12 protein-coding genes are annotated in these 15,182 nt (G+C 71.3%); 8 read left to right on the top strand and 4 right to left on the bottom strand.

Going from position 1 to position 15,182, the window contains the following annotated elements; translation table 11 throughout:
• Window positions 1–325: 325 nt before the first annotated feature.
• The 5 genes from BCD49_RS22550 (at window position 326) to BCD49_RS22570 (ending at window position 7,261) form a co-directional block, all read left to right on the top strand.
• The gene (locus BCD49_RS22550) at window positions 326–2,443 is read left to right on the top strand and encodes an LCP family protein (RefSeq protein WP_071041866.1); all 2,118 of its coding nucleotides are present in this window, start codon (window positions 326–328) and stop codon (window positions 2,441–2,443) included.
• Between the two features lie 144 nt (window positions 2,444–2,587).
• Window positions 2,588–2,908: a 4a-hydroxytetrahydrobiopterin dehydratase gene (locus BCD49_RS22555; RefSeq protein ID WP_071041867.1), complete on the top strand. Its 321-nt coding sequence runs from the start codon at window positions 2,588–2,590 to the stop codon at window positions 2,906–2,908.
• A gap of 571 nt (window positions 2,909–3,479) precedes the next feature.
• A complete protein-coding gene (locus BCD49_RS22560) occupies window positions 3,480–5,150 on the top strand; it encodes an acyltransferase family protein (protein WP_241832377.1) in 1,671 nt (556 codons plus the stop codon).
• Between the two features lie 104 nt (window positions 5,151–5,254).
• The gene (locus tag BCD49_RS22565) at window positions 5,255–6,163 is read left to right on the top strand and encodes an AEC family transporter (RefSeq protein WP_007514932.1); all 909 of its coding nucleotides are present in this window, start codon (window positions 5,255–5,257) and stop codon (window positions 6,161–6,163) included.
• A gap of 234 nt (window positions 6,164–6,397) precedes the next feature.
• On the top strand, window positions 6,398–7,261 hold the full coding sequence (locus BCD49_RS22570; protein WP_071041869.1) for a 5'/3'-nucleotidase SurE: 864 nt from the start codon (window positions 6,398–6,400) through the stop codon (window positions 7,259–7,261).
• 78 nt (window positions 7,262–7,339) lie between these two features.
• Here BCD49_RS22570 and BCD49_RS22575 read toward each other — a convergent pair whose 3' ends face one another.
• Window positions 7,340–8,359 carry an alpha/beta hydrolase gene (locus BCD49_RS22575; protein WP_007514930.1) on the bottom strand — a complete coding sequence of 340 codons (1,020 nt, stop codon included), beginning with the start codon at window positions 8,357–8,359 and terminating at the stop codon, window positions 7,340–7,342.
• Window positions 8,360–8,625: 266 nt separating this feature from the next.
• Between BCD49_RS22575 and BCD49_RS22580 the strand changes: the two genes are divergently transcribed.
• The 3 genes from BCD49_RS22580 (at window position 8,626) to BCD49_RS22590 (ending at window position 11,432) form a co-directional block, all read left to right on the top strand.
• Complete coding sequence (locus BCD49_RS22580; RefSeq protein WP_007514929.1) at window positions 8,626–9,075, top strand: winged helix-turn-helix transcriptional regulator; 450 nt, start codon at window positions 8,626–8,628, stop codon at window positions 9,073–9,075.
• Between the two features lie 214 nt (window positions 9,076–9,289).
• The gene (locus BCD49_RS22585; RefSeq protein WP_007514928.1) at window positions 9,290–10,177 is read left to right on the top strand and encodes a 3-hydroxybutyryl-CoA dehydrogenase; all 888 of its coding nucleotides are present in this window, start codon (window positions 9,290–9,292) and stop codon (window positions 10,175–10,177) included.
• 91 nt (window positions 10,178–10,268) lie between these two features.
• Window positions 10,269–11,432, top strand: coding sequence for an acyl-CoA dehydrogenase family protein (locus BCD49_RS22590; RefSeq protein ID WP_007514927.1), 1,164 nt, complete (start codon window positions 10,269–10,271; stop codon window positions 11,430–11,432).
• A 365-nt stretch (window positions 11,433–11,797) separates the two neighbouring features.
• Here the strand turns inward: BCD49_RS22590 and BCD49_RS43195 are convergent, their stop codons facing one another.
• The 3 genes from BCD49_RS43195 to BCD49_RS45190 form a co-directional block, all read right to left on the bottom strand.
• Entirely contained in the window at window positions 11,798–12,556 is a 759-nt protein-coding gene (locus BCD49_RS43195) for a hypothetical protein (RefSeq protein WP_007514926.1), read from the bottom strand.
• A gap of 5 nt (window positions 12,557–12,561) precedes the next feature.
• Window positions 12,562–12,843, bottom strand: a complete 282-nt coding sequence (locus tag BCD49_RS22600; protein ID WP_007514925.1) for a hypothetical protein — start codon at window positions 12,841–12,843, stop codon at window positions 12,562–12,564.
• A gap of 144 nt (window positions 12,844–12,987) precedes the next feature.
• Window positions 12,988–15,159 carry an NACHT domain-containing protein gene (locus BCD49_RS45190; RefSeq protein WP_083401628.1) on the bottom strand — a complete coding sequence of 724 codons (2,172 nt, stop codon included), beginning with the start codon at window positions 15,157–15,159 and terminating at the stop codon, window positions 12,988–12,990.
• Between the last annotated feature and the right edge of the window lie 23 nt (window positions 15,160–15,182).

The following is a 15,182-nucleotide window of genomic DNA, read 5'->3' on the forward strand; positions in this document are numbered from 1 at the left end:
CCGCCAGTACCCGCGGCGGCGGCGGGCGCCCGGCCACCGGCCGCCCGCCGCCGCCCGCCGGAACGATCCGGTCACTCTCCGTCGGGTGGTCGGTGCGCTGTCTCCAGGTGGGGCAGCCCGCCAGCCCCCTGCGGGCACAGGGCACGACCGGGCTGTTCCCGTTTGGGACGTTTCACCGGCGGCTACAGTCGGTACAGTCGCGTTGTAGTCGTGTTGAGCGACTTACGAACGTCGAGCGAATTCATCCGTCGCCCATGGCCGCGCGAGCCGCTCCCACGGCCGCGCCCCCGGCGGCACCCTGCGGCTCGGAGGCTGGATCCCGCCAGTGGCGACTGCTCGGTCCGATGGGTCGCCCGGGGCCAGGGACGGGCGAGTCGCGCCTGACGCCGCGGCGGCGGGCCTGGCCGATGGTGCCGAGGCGGCCGGTGCCGCGCCCCCGCCCCCGGGCGGGGCAGCCCTCGCCCAGGAGCGGCTCTCGCCGCGGGCGCGGCTCGCGCGCCTGGCCGGCGGTCCCGAAGGGGAGCAGGAGCCGGCCGCGACGGCGGACGCCGAGACGCGGGAACGCCCCGTCGACGCGCCGGCCACGACCGCCCTCCCACGCCCGCGCCGCGGCCTAGCCCAGGGCGGCTCCAGGTCAGCGCGCGGCGCGTCCACCCGGCCGGACCTGCTCGCCAGGCCCGCCGCGGTCGCGGAGCCGGTCGCGGCCGATGCCCACGCTGCGGGCGCGGGCGCCGTCGCCGTCGCCGTCGCCACGGCTGGCGCCGAGGGTGTCGGCCTGGCCGACGAGCCTGCCCTCGCCGACGACGCGGGCGCGGCGCCCGAGGGCCCGGGYGCCGGGCCGGACCACGAAGCCGAGACCGGCGCTGGCGACGGCGGCGACGACTCGGACCTTCCGCCTGGGCTGAGCCCCCGCGGGCCGAACGACGAGCGCCGCCGCCGCGGGCTGTTCGGAGCGCTCTTCCTCGGGCTCGCGGCGATCGTGTCCTGCGCGTTGTTCCTCGTCATCGGTCTCGGCTACGGCGCGACGAAGTACTACGACTCGCGGGTGGACAGGACCGACCTGAGCGACGGCGACGTCGAGGGCACCCGCCCGCCGCGGGTCGCGCATGGCAACGAGGTCTGGCTCCTGGTCGGCTCGGACGTGCGGACCGGCTCGGACGCGGCCGAGGTCGGCGGCGCCCGCTCGGACACGATGATGATCGCCTACCTCGGGTCGAACGGGAAGACGACGCTGGTCTCCATCCCGCGTGACCTGAAGGTGACCATCCCGGCCTACACCGACTCCAAGGGCAAGCGCCACTCCGCGCGCAAGGACCGGGTCAACACGGCGTTCAACCTCGGCGGGCCCGCGCTGCTGCTGCGCACCCTGGAGAACATCAGCGACCTGCGGATCGACCACTTCGCGGAGATCGACTTCAACGGCTTCCGGCAGATGAGCACCGTGCTCGGTGGCGTCGAGGTCTGCCTGGTCAAGGACCGCTTCAGTGAGTACGTGTCCGAGAACGGCCACCGGTCGACCAACCTCAACGACCCGATGTCCGGGTTCGTCGGCCAGGAGGGGACGAACGTGCTGACGGGCGACAACGCCCTCGCCTTCGTCCGCCAGCGGCACGGCTTCGCCAACGGCGACTACTCCCGGATCCAGCGCCAGCAGGCCTTCCTCGCCGCCGTCTTCCGCAAGGCCAAGAGCACCGGCCTGCTCACCAGCCCGGGCAAGGTCACCGGCCTCCTGAACGCCGTCACCAGCTCGATGGTGGTCGACTCGGAGACCGATCTGACGGATCTGAGGGCGCTGGCCGAGCGGATGCAGGGACTGAGCACCGGCCAGGTGCAGTTCACGACGATCCCGCTGTCCGGCGCGACCGGAGGCAACGGGCAGGCCTACTACGCGCTCTACGACCCCGCGATGGTGCGCGGCTTCTTCCATCAGATCGTCGCCGAGAGCGACACCGCCGCGGGCGGCGAGCCACCGACCCCGACTCCCGCCGCCAGCCCGACGCTGGCTCCGAGCCAGGTCCAGGTGACCGTCCTGAACGGCAGCCGCAAGGCCGGGGCGGCCTCGACGGTGGCGAGCAAGCTGCGCGCGGCCGGGTATCAGGTGGTCAAGGTCGACACCGCCGACAGCCGGGACCTGGCCCGCACCGAGATCCGTTATCCCGCGGCCGACGCCGCCGCCGGCAGCCGGCTGCTCGCGGACATCCCCGGCGCTCAGGCCGTGCCGGCCGAGCTCCCGGCGAGCGCGGCCGCGAGTGCCACGGCCGACACGAGCGCGGGCGGGGCCGCCGCCGGCGGGATCACCCTGGTCGTCGGGCAGGACATCGCCGACGGCGACACGACCGTCATCGCCGCCGCGACGGGCGGGTCGTCCAGCGGCGCCACGGCGGCGCCCACGCCGTACTACACCCAGGCGCCGGTCTCGGCCACCGGGCGCTGCATCAAGTAGTGGGCCGGCTCGGGCCGACGCGCCGATGGCCGGTCCGCGCGCCGGGTCCTGGCGTACCTTGTGGTCGCGCACCTACGGCGCAGTCCTGGGGTCCCGAGACCCGTTCCAGGTCGCCATTCCGGGTGTCAGCGGGAGGAGTCCGCGATGGCCGACGTTCCCGACGCGCTGTCCGCCGAGCAGATCGCCGAAGGGCTGCGGGGGCTGCCCGCCTGGTCGCTGGTGGACGGGGCGATCCGCCGCACGGTGACGGCGCCGACCTTCCTCGCCGGCGTCGAGCTGGTCCRGCAGGTCGCCGAGGTGGCCGAGGGCATGAACCACCACCCGGACATCGACATCCGTTGGCGGCGGGTCACGTTCGCGCTCGCGACCCATGACGCCGGCGGCGTCACCTTCCTCGACCTGGAGCAGGCCCGGCTGATCGACGGTCTCGTCGACGAGCTGACCGCCGCCGACGGCGCCTCCTGACGATTCCATCGCTACGCCCCGTCTCGGGGAGGGCGAGGATTCGACCGGGCGATTCGCCGCCGGCCAAGGGATCGCTGGTGGACGAACGGTGATGCCCGTCGGTCATGGCCGACGGTGGACTCTTCGTTGCCGCTTTGTGTGCCAGGTTCTTCACTTTGGGTGAGGAATCTGTTGGCTACGTGGTCGACTAACGACGCTTCGTGTTGGCCGCCAGATCGCCTCTTCGCGTTTCTGTTAACTCCGGGTGACGTCCTCGAATCGCCGTCCACCGCACCCGGGTGCGCACCGCATGTGCCGCTACTGTGAACCGTCTGTGCGGAACCTCTGCGCACAGAATCAACTCAATGAAATGGGCTGGCCGGGGGCGGCCGATCGGGCTGACGGCTGGCGACTGGAAGAGCGGCGCGTGGGGGCGAATATGCGCGAACCAGGGGAGGGGCCCGCCGGGCAAAATGCGGCTCGAGATCAAATCTACACGGATGTGGAATCCAACCAGTACTCCGCTGTAGATAACGGTCTTCGGGATCTGGGCCATGACGGTCTTCAGGATCTCGGCCGTATTGATAGTTCCTTGGGTGGTTCCTCTGGAGCCGGCTCGTCGGCATTCGTCGACATCGGTCTGGAGGATCTCGGTGACACCGGGGGCATTCCTGTGCCCTGGCCGGCCGCGCCGCCGCCGTCGGGCCCGCCGCCCTGGCCGGAGCCCGGCGGGAACCCGCGGCACCGGCACGCGGCACCGGCGGGCGCGATGACCGCGGCGGTGACGCGGCGGCGCGGTGGGCCGGGCGGGCGGCCCGACCGGCGGAGCACCTCCGCGGGCCAGGACGGTCGGACCAGCCAGGACGGTCGGACCAGCCAGGGCGCCCCGGCTGGTGACGTCGGCCGGGGCGGTGAGGCGCGGGGTGGCACCCGGCCAGGCGGCTACAACCCGGCGCTCGACGGGCTGCGCGCCATCGCGGTCCTGTGCGTGCTCTGCTACCACATGGCCGCACTCGGCGGTGGCTACCTCGGGGTGGACGTCTTCCTCGTACTCAGCGGTTTCCTGATCACCGGCCTGCTTCTCGCCGAGCGGGACCGGACGGGCGGCATCTCGCTGAAGGCGTTCTACGTCCGGCGTGCCTTCCGCCTGATGCCGGCGTACTACGCGTTCGTCGTGATCGGCGCCGTCCTGGTCGTGCTGCTCAAGACCCGCGCCGACCAGCTCGACTTTCTCGACAACGCCGTCACCTCCCTGCTCTACGTCAACGACTACTTCCGGGTGTTTCGGCCCGACTCCGGCGGTGCCTGGTTCGGGCATGTCTGGTCGCTGTCGCTGGAGGAGCAGTTCTACCTGCTGTGGCCGGTCGTGCTGGTCGCGATCTGCCGCCGCGAGGCGCTCGCCCGCCGGCTGCCCGCGATCCTGCTCGGCGGGGCGGTCGCCGTCGCCGTCTGGCGGGCCGCGCTGGCCGACCTCGGCACGTCCGGCAACCGGACCTACTTCGCGCTGGACACCCGGTCGGACAGCCTGCTGATCGGTTGCGCGCTCGCGGCCTGGCTGCGCGCGTCGCGGCTGGAAGCTCGGGCGCGCGGGTCACGCGCCGATGGCGCCCCGGGTGTCGCGACCGGCACCGCCGCTGGCACCGGCACCGCCGCTGGCACCGGGGAGCGGGTGCTCGCGCGGATCCTGGCCGCGCTGCCGGTCGCCGGGCCGCTCGCGCTGATCGCGCTCGCCGTGCTCGTGCTGACCGTGCCCGAGAACGGCGCACGTACGACGATCATGGATCGCGGTGGCTACACCGGAGTCGCGCTGCTCGCCGCCGCCCTGATCCTCGCGCTGGACCAGGGCCGGCCCGCGTGGCTCTTCCGGGCGATCGGGTGCGGCCCGCTCGCCTGGCTCGGCCGGATCTCCTACGGCTTCTACCTGTGGCACTTCCCCGTCACCGGGTTCGCGGGCGACAAGCTGGTGGCACGGCTCGGCCGAGGCCCGGCGACGGTGGTCGCCGGCCTGCTGGCGATCGGCCTCGCCGCGGCGTCGTACTACCTGCTCGAGCGGCCCGTCCAGCGCCGGCGGCCGAAATGGGCCTCCGGCCGGTCCGCTCCCGCCCAGGCGTCGGGGGCAGCGGTCCCGGCGGCCCGGTCGGCGCCCGTCGCCGCACCCGCCGGTGAGACGACCCTGCGCCTGCCGGGGGCTGTCTCCCTCGGCCGTGAGACCACCCTGCGCCTGCGCTTCCCACGGCGTGGAAGTGGCGGCCAGGCGCGGTAGCCGTAGCGCTGGGTGACGGTGTGGGCGCGGTTGGCGGGTGAGTCCACCCACATCCGCGCCCGCACCCGTTCCTGCGTCGCCACAGGCCGGGAGCATGGTCGTCCGTGTCCGCCCTTGTCGTCCTGCTGGCGGGCCTCGCGGCGGGGGTCGCCTGCCGACGCACGGGGAAGGTCGGGGCGGACGCGCAGCACGCCGTCACGTTCTGGGTGCTCAACATCGCGCTGCCCGCGCTCGCGCTGCGGGTGATGCACGAGGTCCACTTCCCCGGCAGCATCGTCGCCGTCGTCGCCGTCCCCTACCTGCTGTTCGCCCTCACGGTCGCCCTGTACCTGCTCCTCGCCCGGCCGCTGCGACTGGGCCGAGAGGTGGTCTACGCGCTCATCGCCACGACGGCCGTGGCGAACACGTCCTTCGTCGGCATCCCGATGGTGACCGCGTTCTTCGGCGCGGACGACGTGCCGATCGCCGTGATCGTCGACCAGCTCGGCTCGTTCGTCCTGCTCAACACCGTCGTGACCACGCTGGTCGCTGTCGCCGCGGCGGACGGGGCCCGGGTGGTGCCGCGCGAGATCGCCCGCCGGATCCTGACCGCGCCACCGCTGCTCGCCCTGGTCACCGGGCTCGCGCTGCGGCCCGTCGGCTACCCGGGCTGGCTGACCGAGGTGCTCACCCGGCTGGGCGACACGCTCACCCCGCTGGCGCTGTTCGCGATCGGCCTGCAGCTGGAGGTGAGCGCCGCCCGGCGGTGGCGGCGCGAGCTGGCCGTCGGCCTCACGGTGAAGCTGCTGGTCGCGCCGGCCGTGGTGATAGCGGGCTACGCGCTGTTCGGCGCCCTGGGTGACCGGGCGCTGCAGGTGGCCCTGTTCGAGGCCACGATGCCGCCGATGGTCGCCGCCGCGCTGATGGCGTCCCGGCACGACCTGGCGACGCCGCTGCCGAGCATGCTCGTCGGCGTCGGCGTCCCCGCCTCGATCCTCACCTGCGCCGGCTGGTCCTTCCTGTTGCACCTGTAGCTGCGCCTGTAGGCGCCTTCCGAGCCTGTGCGTGCTCGGCTCCCCGCGGCTCGGCGGGACCGGGCCTGAACGGCGGACGAGCGGGAGGTGACATCTTGGTCCGCTCTGTCCATCGACCCCCCACGATGGTAAAAATGGCGCCCGCTGCTCCGCCTACGGCGCTCCAAGCCGGGCGGTGACGGCGAGTCCGGCCGGTCATCGGGTCGCCGGACCTCAGGTGAGGAGGATGCGGCGATGGTCGGTGGATGGCGGGCTCTGGCGCGCACGGGGCTGGCGGCCGGGGCCGCGGGCGTGCTGTTCGTCGGCGCAGCGGCCTGTGGCGGCGGAGGCGATGACGATGCGCCCATCGCGGCGACGAGCGCCCCCGCGGTGGCGACCAGCGCCGCGCCCGCGCCCCTCACCATTCTGGTGACCAACGACGACGGTGTCGGCGCCGCCGGCATCGACGCCGTCGCGAAGGCCCTAGCCGCGTTGYCCGCGGTGACGGTGACGATCGTCGCGCCCGCCACCAACCAGAGCGGGACGGGCGGCAAGACGTCGCCCCAGCCGCCGGCGCACCATGACGCGACCACGGCCAGCGGCACCGCCGCGACCGCCGTCGACGGCTTCCCCGCGGACAGCGTCAACGTCGCCCTCGACACCCTCGGGGTGAAGCCGAACCTGGTCGTCTCCGGCATCAACCAGGGCCAGAACCTCGGCCCGTTCGTCGATCTGTCCGGCACCGTCGGCGCCGCCAGGGCCGCCGCCAGCCGTGGCATCCCGTCGATCGCCTCGAGCATGGGCCTCGGGCCGACCTACGACTACACGCAGGGCGCCGACCTGGTGGTCGCCTGGGTGAAGGAGCACCGCGGTGAGTTCACCGGCACCGGCTCCGGCACGGCGCTGGACACCATCCCGAACCTGAACATCCCGAACTGCGGCACCGCCAAGATCCGTGGTGAGCGTGAGCTGGCCACCGAGCCGAAGGTGACGGACATGTCCACGGCCATCACGAACGGCCAGAACTGCTCGTCCACCGAGACCCCGGCCGACGAGGTCGCCGCCTTCAACGCCGGCTTCGCGACCCTCACCTCCATCCCCGTCAAGCCCGCGACCTGAGGTCCACCGGCCTGGACCCGTCCCGGCCTCTCCAGCGCCGTGTCCGCCGCGTCCGGGCAGCGGTTCGGGGCGGTGCGCTCAGCAGTGGCGGCGCAGGAAGGCGGCGGTGGCGGCGACCGCCTCGCTGACGTAGGGCTCCACGTCGTAGAGGTCGATGTGCGACGTGGTGTCGAGCCAGACGATCTCAGCAGTGCCAGTGCCAGTGCCAGTGCCGGCGCCGGCGCCGGCACTGGTGGCGGCGGCGGTTCGCCGGTGCATCTCGGCGGCCAGCTCGGGGGAGCAGTAGTCGTCGGCCCGGCCGTGCACGATGAGCAGCGGGACGCTCGCCAGCAGTGGGGCCGCGCTGAGAGCGTCCAGCGTCATCAGCGAGTGCAGCGAGCCCCGGGTGACCTCGTTGCGCCAGTGCGGCGACGCCGAGCGTGCGGTTCCGTAGTACGCATAGGGCTCCGGGCCGCCCATCGCCGCCTCACCGCCGTCGGGCGCGACCGCCGGCATCGGCTCGTCATAGCCGTCCAGGAACGACGTGAGCGCCGTCCGGTAGGCGGGCAGCCCCATGCGCTCGGCGAACCACGCCGGGCTGTTGTAGGCGCCGGCGATGCCGGCCACGGCTCGCAGCCGCGGGTCGGTCGCCGCCGCCCGGACGGCGTAGCCACCACCCAGGCACACGCCGACGACGGCGATCCGCTTCGCGTCGACCTCCGGCCGGCTGGCCAGCAGGTCCACGGCCGCCCGCAGGTCGGCCAGCTTGCCCTGGCTGTCCTCGTGGCCACGGCGTCCGCCGCTCTCGCCGAATCCCCGATGGTCGAACGCGAGCGTGGCGAATCCGGCGGCGGCGAGCCGATCGGCGTACCGGCCGACGACCTGTTCCTTCACCCCCGTGAACGGACCGGTCAGCACGACTCCAACGGCACGGTCTGCGCCGGCGCCGCCGGCGCCGCCGGCATCGCCGGCATCGCCGCCCGCGGCAGCGGCGGCGGGCAGGCGAAGCTCGCCGACGAGGGGGAGGCCCTCGCTGGCGAACTCGACGCGCTCGGCGTCGATGAGCTCGGTGTCGACGCGGGCGGTGTCGGTGGTCTCCGTGCTCGGGGCGGAACTCATCAGCGTCCTCGTCTACGCGGCCGGCGGAACCCGGCGCGAACTGCTGGGAAGCGGCGGTATGGATCAGCGGTGGGAGTCGCCGCGGCGTCACCGTAGGACGCGGCGGGTGGCGCGGGCCATACGGAACTTTCAAGTACCCATGGGCCGGGCTCGGTGGGACCAGGAGCGGCCGGACGTCGGTGGCGGCCGTGCGGCTTCTCGCCGGCGCGGCGCCCGCGCGATGCTGGAGCACGTCGAGCCCCAGATCCAAGGCGGAGGAGCGGTCAATGGCCCTCGTGGTCCCGGACGTGCTGGAGGAGTCCTGCGCGACCAGGCAGGCGCTGGAACGGCTCGCGGCGAAGTGGCGGGTGCTGGTCGTCTACGCCCTGCTCGCCGGGCCGCAGCGGCACGCCGAGCTGCGCCGCCGGCTGCCGGGCATCACCCAGAAGGTGCTGACCGAGACGCTGCGCGGGATGGAGTCGGACGGGCTGGTCGCCCGCACCGTGGTCCGGCAGGCCGCGCCCCAGCACGTCGAGTACGCCCTCACCGACCTCGGCCTGACCCTGCGTGAGCCGTTGGCCGCCATCTGCGCATGGGCGCTGGAACACCCGGCTTCCGCCCCCGCGCCGGCTCCCGCGCCGATTTCGGAGGCGGCGGCGGAGAAAACGCCGGCGGCGCGGAGCGGGGAGCCTCGGGCGCTCGCCCACGCGGCTGACGGTCCTGTCGACCGGGGCTAGGGTGGATTGGGCGCCAGGTCTTCGAGGGGATGGGACCAGGTTCTCGAGGGGATGGGACCAGGCGGGTCGCGCCGGACGGTCACCCTGGGGTGACGTCGAGCCCATTTGGCTGGACGTCCTAAAGTCGGTCTTCCTAACAGGGAAGATGGACGACCGGGCCAGGTCGGCATGAGCGCGGAAACCCGAGGCAGGGCGCGCGAGCGGAGGAGGACTCGTGGTGGACGGCGAGCAGGTCGAGTTGCCGGCGGTTGATCGTCTGGGGGTCGTCGGCTGTGGCCTGATGGGGTCCGGCATCGTCGAGATCGCCGCGCGGGCTGGCGTCGACGTGCTGGTACGCGAGGTCGACGCCGGCGCGGTGGAGGCCGGACGGTCGCGGGTCGCCACGTCGCTGGACCGGGCGGTCAAGCGGGGCAAGCTGTCCGCCGAGGACCGGGACGCGACCTGGGGCCGGGTGGCCTTCACGACCGACCTGGGTGACTTCGGCGACCGGCAGCTGGTGATCGAGGCGATCGCCGAGAACGAGCAGCTCAAGACCGAGATCTTCTCGACGCTCGACAAGGTCATCGCGACCCCTGAGGCCATCTTCGCGTCGAACACGTCGTCCATCCCGATCATGAAGCTGGGCATGGCGACGAGCCGGCCCGACCGGGTCATCGGGATCCACTTCTTCAACCCCGTGCCGGTGATGCCGCTCGTCGAGCTGGTCCCGTCGCTGCTGACCACCGAGGCCACGAAGGACAGCGCGCGGGCCTTCGTCACCGGCCTGCTCGGCAAGCAGGTGATCTCGTCGCAGGACCGGGCCGGCTTCGTGGTGAACGCGCTGCTCATCCCGTACCTGCTATCGGCGATCCGGATGTTTGAGTCCGGCTTCGCCTCGGCTGACGACATCGACAACGGCATGGTGCTCGGCTGCAGCCACCCGATGGGCCCGCTTCGGCTGTCCGACCTGATCGGCCTGGACACGGTCAAGGCCGTCGCCGAGTCGATGTACGACGAGTTCAAGGAGCCGCTGTACTCGTCGCCGCCGCTGCTCGCACGGATGGTGGACGCGGGTCTGCTTGGCAAGAAGAGCGGTCGCGGCTTCCACGACTACCGCGGCTAAGGCCAGGGCTGGCGCCGCGGGACGTGAGTCGCGGGGGCCGCCCGGGTGGCACGGCGAGCGCTTCATGAGCGAGGCAGGAAGAAGGCCAAAGGTGGACTCCGGTTTCGATCTGTACCGGCTGCCGGACGAGCACGTCGCGCTGCGCGAGGCGGTGCGTGACCTCGTCGAGTCCGAGATCGTTCCGCATGCGGCGGACGTCGACGAGCACGAGCGCTTCCCGCAGGAGGCGCTCGACGCGCTGAACCGGGCCGGGTTCGCCGCCGTGCACGTCCCGGCCGAGTACGGCGGCGAGGGTGCGGACTCGGTCGCGACCTGCATCGTGATCGAGGAGGTCGCCCGCGGCTGCGCGTCGAGCTCGCTGATCCCGGCGGTGAACAAGCTCGGCACCATGCCGATCCTGCTCGCCGGATCGGAGGAGCTGAAGAAGCAGGTGCTGCCGTCGGTCGCCGCCGGCGAGGCGATGGTCTCCTACGCCCTGTCCGAGCGGGAAGCCGGCTCGGACACCGCCTCGATGCGGGCACGCGCCACCCGCGACGGGTCGGACTGGATCCTTTCCGGCACCAAGTGCTGGATCACCAACGCCGGGATCTCGACCTGGTACACGGTGATGGTGGTGACCGATCCGGACGCGGCCCGCAAGGTCGACGGGATCTCGGCGTTCGTCGTGCACAAGGACGACCCGGGCTTCGAGGTCGGCTCCAAGGAACGCAAGCTCGGTATCAAGGGCTCGCCGACCCGGGAGATCCACTTCACCGACTGCCGGATCCCCGGCGACCGGATCATCGGCGCCCCCGGCACCGGCCTGCGCACCGCGCTGGCCACCCTCGACCACACCCGCCCGACGATCGGCGCGCAGGCGGTCGGCATCGCCCAGGGAGCGCTGGACGCGTCGATCGCCTACACGAAGGACCGCAAGCAGTTCGGCCGGCCGATCGCCGACAACCAGGCCGTGGCGTTCATGCTCGCGGACATGGCGATGCGGGTGGAGGCGGCGCGGCACATGGTCTACGTCGCCGCCGCCCGGGCCGAGCGCGGCGAGCCGAACCTCGGCTTCATCACCGCCGCCGCCAAATGCTTCGCCTCCGACACGGCGATGTCGGTGACCACCGACGCCGTCCAGCTCTTCGGCGGCGCCGGCTACACCCGCGACTTCCCCGTCGAACGGATGATGCGCGACGCCAAGATCACCCAGATCTACGAAGGCACCAACCAGATCCAGCGGGTAGTGATGGCCCGGCAGCTGCTGAAGGGCTGATTGGCGGGGCGTCTGTGCTGGTCAGAGGCCAAAATCACCGTAGGGGAGCTCGGCGGCTGGAGCGATCTCCGTGACGCTGGGTGTCCGGTCGTGGCCGGCTAGAGGTGGCTGTGAGCGGGTGTCTGTGGACTCGGCGTGGACTCGATCATTGTCGGGGGTGTCGTCGCTGAGCGTGGCTGCTGGGGCGTGGCCATCGGCTGGCCACGCCGACAGAGCCGCGTGGCGATCTGGGTCGATCGACGCGCCGCCGCGCGGCTCAGTACTGCTGATATGTCGGCGAGCGGGAACCCAGCGACGCCAGCACCCCGTAGACCGGGCGAGCGCGACCGGCAGTTCGTCCCTGCGGAGGTCGAGCCTGGCTATTGCTAGTCGTCGAGGAGGTGTGCGGCGGCTTTGGGGTCCATGAGGTTGGACCAGGCTTGTTCGGCGGGGAGCAGGTGGCGTTCAGGGAGGGCGTACTCGGGGAACCAGCCGTCGGGGGCGCAGCCGGGGACGCGGGCGAGGATCACCGCGGTGAGGTTGGCCGGGACGGAGCCGGTGATCCGGACGGCGACGTAGGTCTCGTGGCCGTGATCGGCGCGGATGAGGATGCCGAGGCGGAAGCCGGCGAGGTCGGCGGCGTGTTCGTGGCCGTCGCGTAGGGAGCCGCGGGTGAGGTCGCGGACGGTGGCGTCGAGGCGGAGTGCGAGCCGGGTGCCGGCTTCGAGGCGGTAGCGGTCCTCGTCGTCGGGTCCGGGGAGCAGGTGGTGGCTGTGGGTGTCGGTCGTGAGCGGTTTGTCGTGGTCGGCGTTAAAGCGCTGCCGAGCGGCGCGGGCCTGGGCGTGCAGGGCCGTGTAGAAGTCCTCGGATGAGCCGTCCTCGCGGATGCCGGCCGCGACCAGCCAAGCGTGGACCTCGGTGGCGTCATCGGAATAGGCCGCGCCACGCCAACGGCCGATCTTGACCTTGAACAGGACGACATCGTCGACGGCCCGGATCCGTTCATGCGGGGTGTCTGGATCCGCGAACTGCTCGGTCGCCTTGGCCAGGAGGGGATGGTCGACCTGGTCGAGCGGTGTGCTGGCCGGTGGGACGGGCAGGCGCAGATCCTCGCGGAGGCAGCGCAGGGTGGGTCGGACGGGCATCGGGGTCAGGTCTCCCAGTCTCCGGCGCCGCCGAGTTGCTCGATCCGCTCAGGGGATAGCCCGGTCAGCGCTGCGACGCTCGCCGAGAGGGAGCCGTCGAGGACCCTCATCGAGGCGACCATCCCCAGGCGGATCTCCTCGCGGCGCTGCTTCAGGTAGATCTGCACGGCCTCGGCGACGAGGTCCTTCTTCGACATACCAAGGAAGTGCGCCGCCTGCGAGATCAGCTCGTCCGTCGCCGGGTCGACCTTCAGCGGCGCCTGACGGCGCGGTCCCGCGGTCGTCATAACCGCTCACCTCCCGGCACCAGGGTACCTAAGTACCTCACGGAGTGCCAGTCGGGCAACGCTTCAGCCTGCACGTGCCTTGCATCCGCGGGCGGGACGAACCTTCGCAGCTGGATCAGCGTCCGCGACCAGCATTTGGCAGATTCAGCGCTGGGTCGCGAGGCGATGTTGAAGGTTGGCATGGCGGAATTCCCATGTTGCTCCGGCTTGTCGGAGAATTCCCCGCTTGTGGCTATCGGACAGGAAAGCCATCAGCCGGACGGGTAGATGGCCGCGCCAGGCCAACCACAGACAGGCGATACGGAACCGGGCCCACGCTGAGGCGAGTGGGATAGTGAGTCCGAATGCGAGCCCAACGGCAAGCCCGGCCGCAAGCCCGGTCGCAAGCCCGAACATGATCGCGAAGGCAATCCCAATCGCAAGCCCGAACACTATGCCGACTGTGAGCCCTAACGCGAACGCATTCGATCGGTCCTTGGCGAGTACGGATCGCGGGTCTGCGGATCGTGGGGTATCAATCGTTGTGTCGAGCCCGAGTCCAAATGCCAGCACAAACGCGATTTCGCCCGCGATTCCGAAAACGATTCCAAACGTGAGTCCGAGCTCTGTCTCGGCCCCAATTCCGAGCGCGATTCCCACCGCGACCCCGATTCCGAGTCCAACCGTGAGCAGGCCCCCGAGCCTGCCGCAAAGATCGACTAGTCGTGGGCGGTGTAGAAATATCCCTCTCGGAGTCATGCTGCGCCCCCTGGCTGCGAGCCCGAGGGGAACACTGAATGTTAGTCCAGTCGTGAATCCAAATGGGAATCCGAAGAGGAAGCCGTATTGGAGTCCACATACAKCGCCAAAGGCGAGCCCGAGCGCGAGCCCGAAGGCGGTGGTGGCTGTGAGGGAAATGTATGTTTTTGGTGTAGCGCGATGTATTTCCCACCAGGCGAGRCCGGTGGTGCGCTGGCGATGTTCGAGATGGCGGGCCAAGAATCTAAGGTAGTCGATGGCTTGGTCAGCTGACCACTGCCGTGCCTGCTCTGGGTGCGGTCGGTAGGCGGCGGGGACGAGTCCGTCAAGGAGGTGCTCCTCGATGGCGGCGCGAGTGGGAAAACGAGCCGCGTCGCACAGCTCGGCTGGGTCGGGAAGGCCGCTAGCGGCCTCGCATCGCGGGGGGTTGTAGATGGCGCGGGCCAGATTGGCCATCAGCGGCGTGGAGAGAGCCTCGGCAACTGGACACGCCGGACTGGTGGTCACGGCAGTGAGGACAGAGGCCCAGCGTTCAGGACCGTGGCCGCCAGCGGAGTCGATGAGATATGCAGCTGTCTGTGCGGGATCCAGCGGGCGCAGTCGGATCGCGACGGCGCCGTCGACATGGATAAGCCGGCCTCGGCCTGGGCGAATGGCATGACGAAATGCTTTTACTCGGCTGCTAAGCACGAGTGGCTGGCCGTCGGCGACGGCGGTGTTGATGGCGGCGATGACCCGATCGCGGCCAGTCGCGCGGACTTCGTCAAGACCGTCCAGTATTGGCAGGACCAGTCTGGCGTCGAGGAGGGCACGGGCGCGGCTGATCCTGGCGGCCGAGCGCGTTTCTAGCCACTGATTCTCACGAATGATCTGGGCTTCCAACCAGCGGGAGAACGTGTCCCGGTCGGGATCGAACGACGCGAGCGGAATGAGTAGCGGCACCGGTCCGCCCGGCATGCGCCGGTCGAGCAGGTCCAGGACGAGGCGGATGAGGAGCGTCGTCTTGCCTGTTCCAGGCTCGCCGAGCACGATCACCCGGCCGGTGGGCACTCGGGCCAACACCTGGACGAGTTCGCTCCCGACGCCGGCGAGTTGCGCTGGGCTCTCAGCCGGTTGTTCTGGCGGACGCCAGCCGACGCTGGCCCGGGCCCGCCGCTGCAGCAAGGCCCACGGCTGGGACAGGGATGTGCTGGCGGGCTCCCACGCGACGTCCAGCGTCGGCTGGTTGAGATCGCGTCGACCCGCCTCTGCTGACCACTGCCGTCGAGTCTGGTCGGCTAGTCGATCCGCCACGCCGGCAACCTCGGTGTCCGCGGCAGCGGCGTCCCGACGGTCGGCTCTGAAGGTCGCCCATGCCAAGGCCAGTCCTGGGGCTCCGACCAGCACCGCGACCGCCGTCGCCGCGACACCCTGCCCCGCCTGCCACGCGACGACTACCGCCACTGCCGAGCCGACCAGCAAGGCGAGCCCTGCTACGGCCTTTTCTACCCTCTCGCCTATCCGCACACCTTCATCATCAACATCGACGTGCTTGGCCGGCTTGGATTTGTCCTGGGCAAGCCGGCCGGTTGTGCTCATGGACGTGGCGCAGCGTGTAGCCG

This window comes from Pseudofrankia sp. EUN1h (assembly GCF_001854645.1).
Taxonomy (GTDB): Bacteria; Actinomycetota; Actinomycetes; order Frankiales; family Frankiaceae; genus Pseudofrankia; species Pseudofrankia saprophytica.

What these genes read in the sequence shown, in the direction of transcription:
- BCD49_RS43195 (WP_007514926.1), bottom strand. Translation starts at nt 12,556, where the DNA reads ATGCCCGTCCGACCCACCCTGCGCTGCCTCCGCGAGGATCTGCGCCTG.
- BCD49_RS22580 (WP_007514929.1), top strand. Translation starts at nt 8,626, where the DNA reads ATGGCCCTCGTGGTCCCGGACGTGCTGGAGGAGTCCTGCGCGACCAGG.
- BCD49_RS22600 (WP_007514925.1), bottom strand. Translation starts at nt 12,843, where the DNA reads ATGACGACCGCGGGACCGCGCCGTCAGGCGCCGCTGAAGGTCGACCCG.
- BCD49_RS22575 (WP_007514930.1), bottom strand. Translation starts at nt 8,359, where the DNA reads ATGAGTTCCGCCCCGAGCACGGAGACCACCGACACCGCCCGCGTCGAC.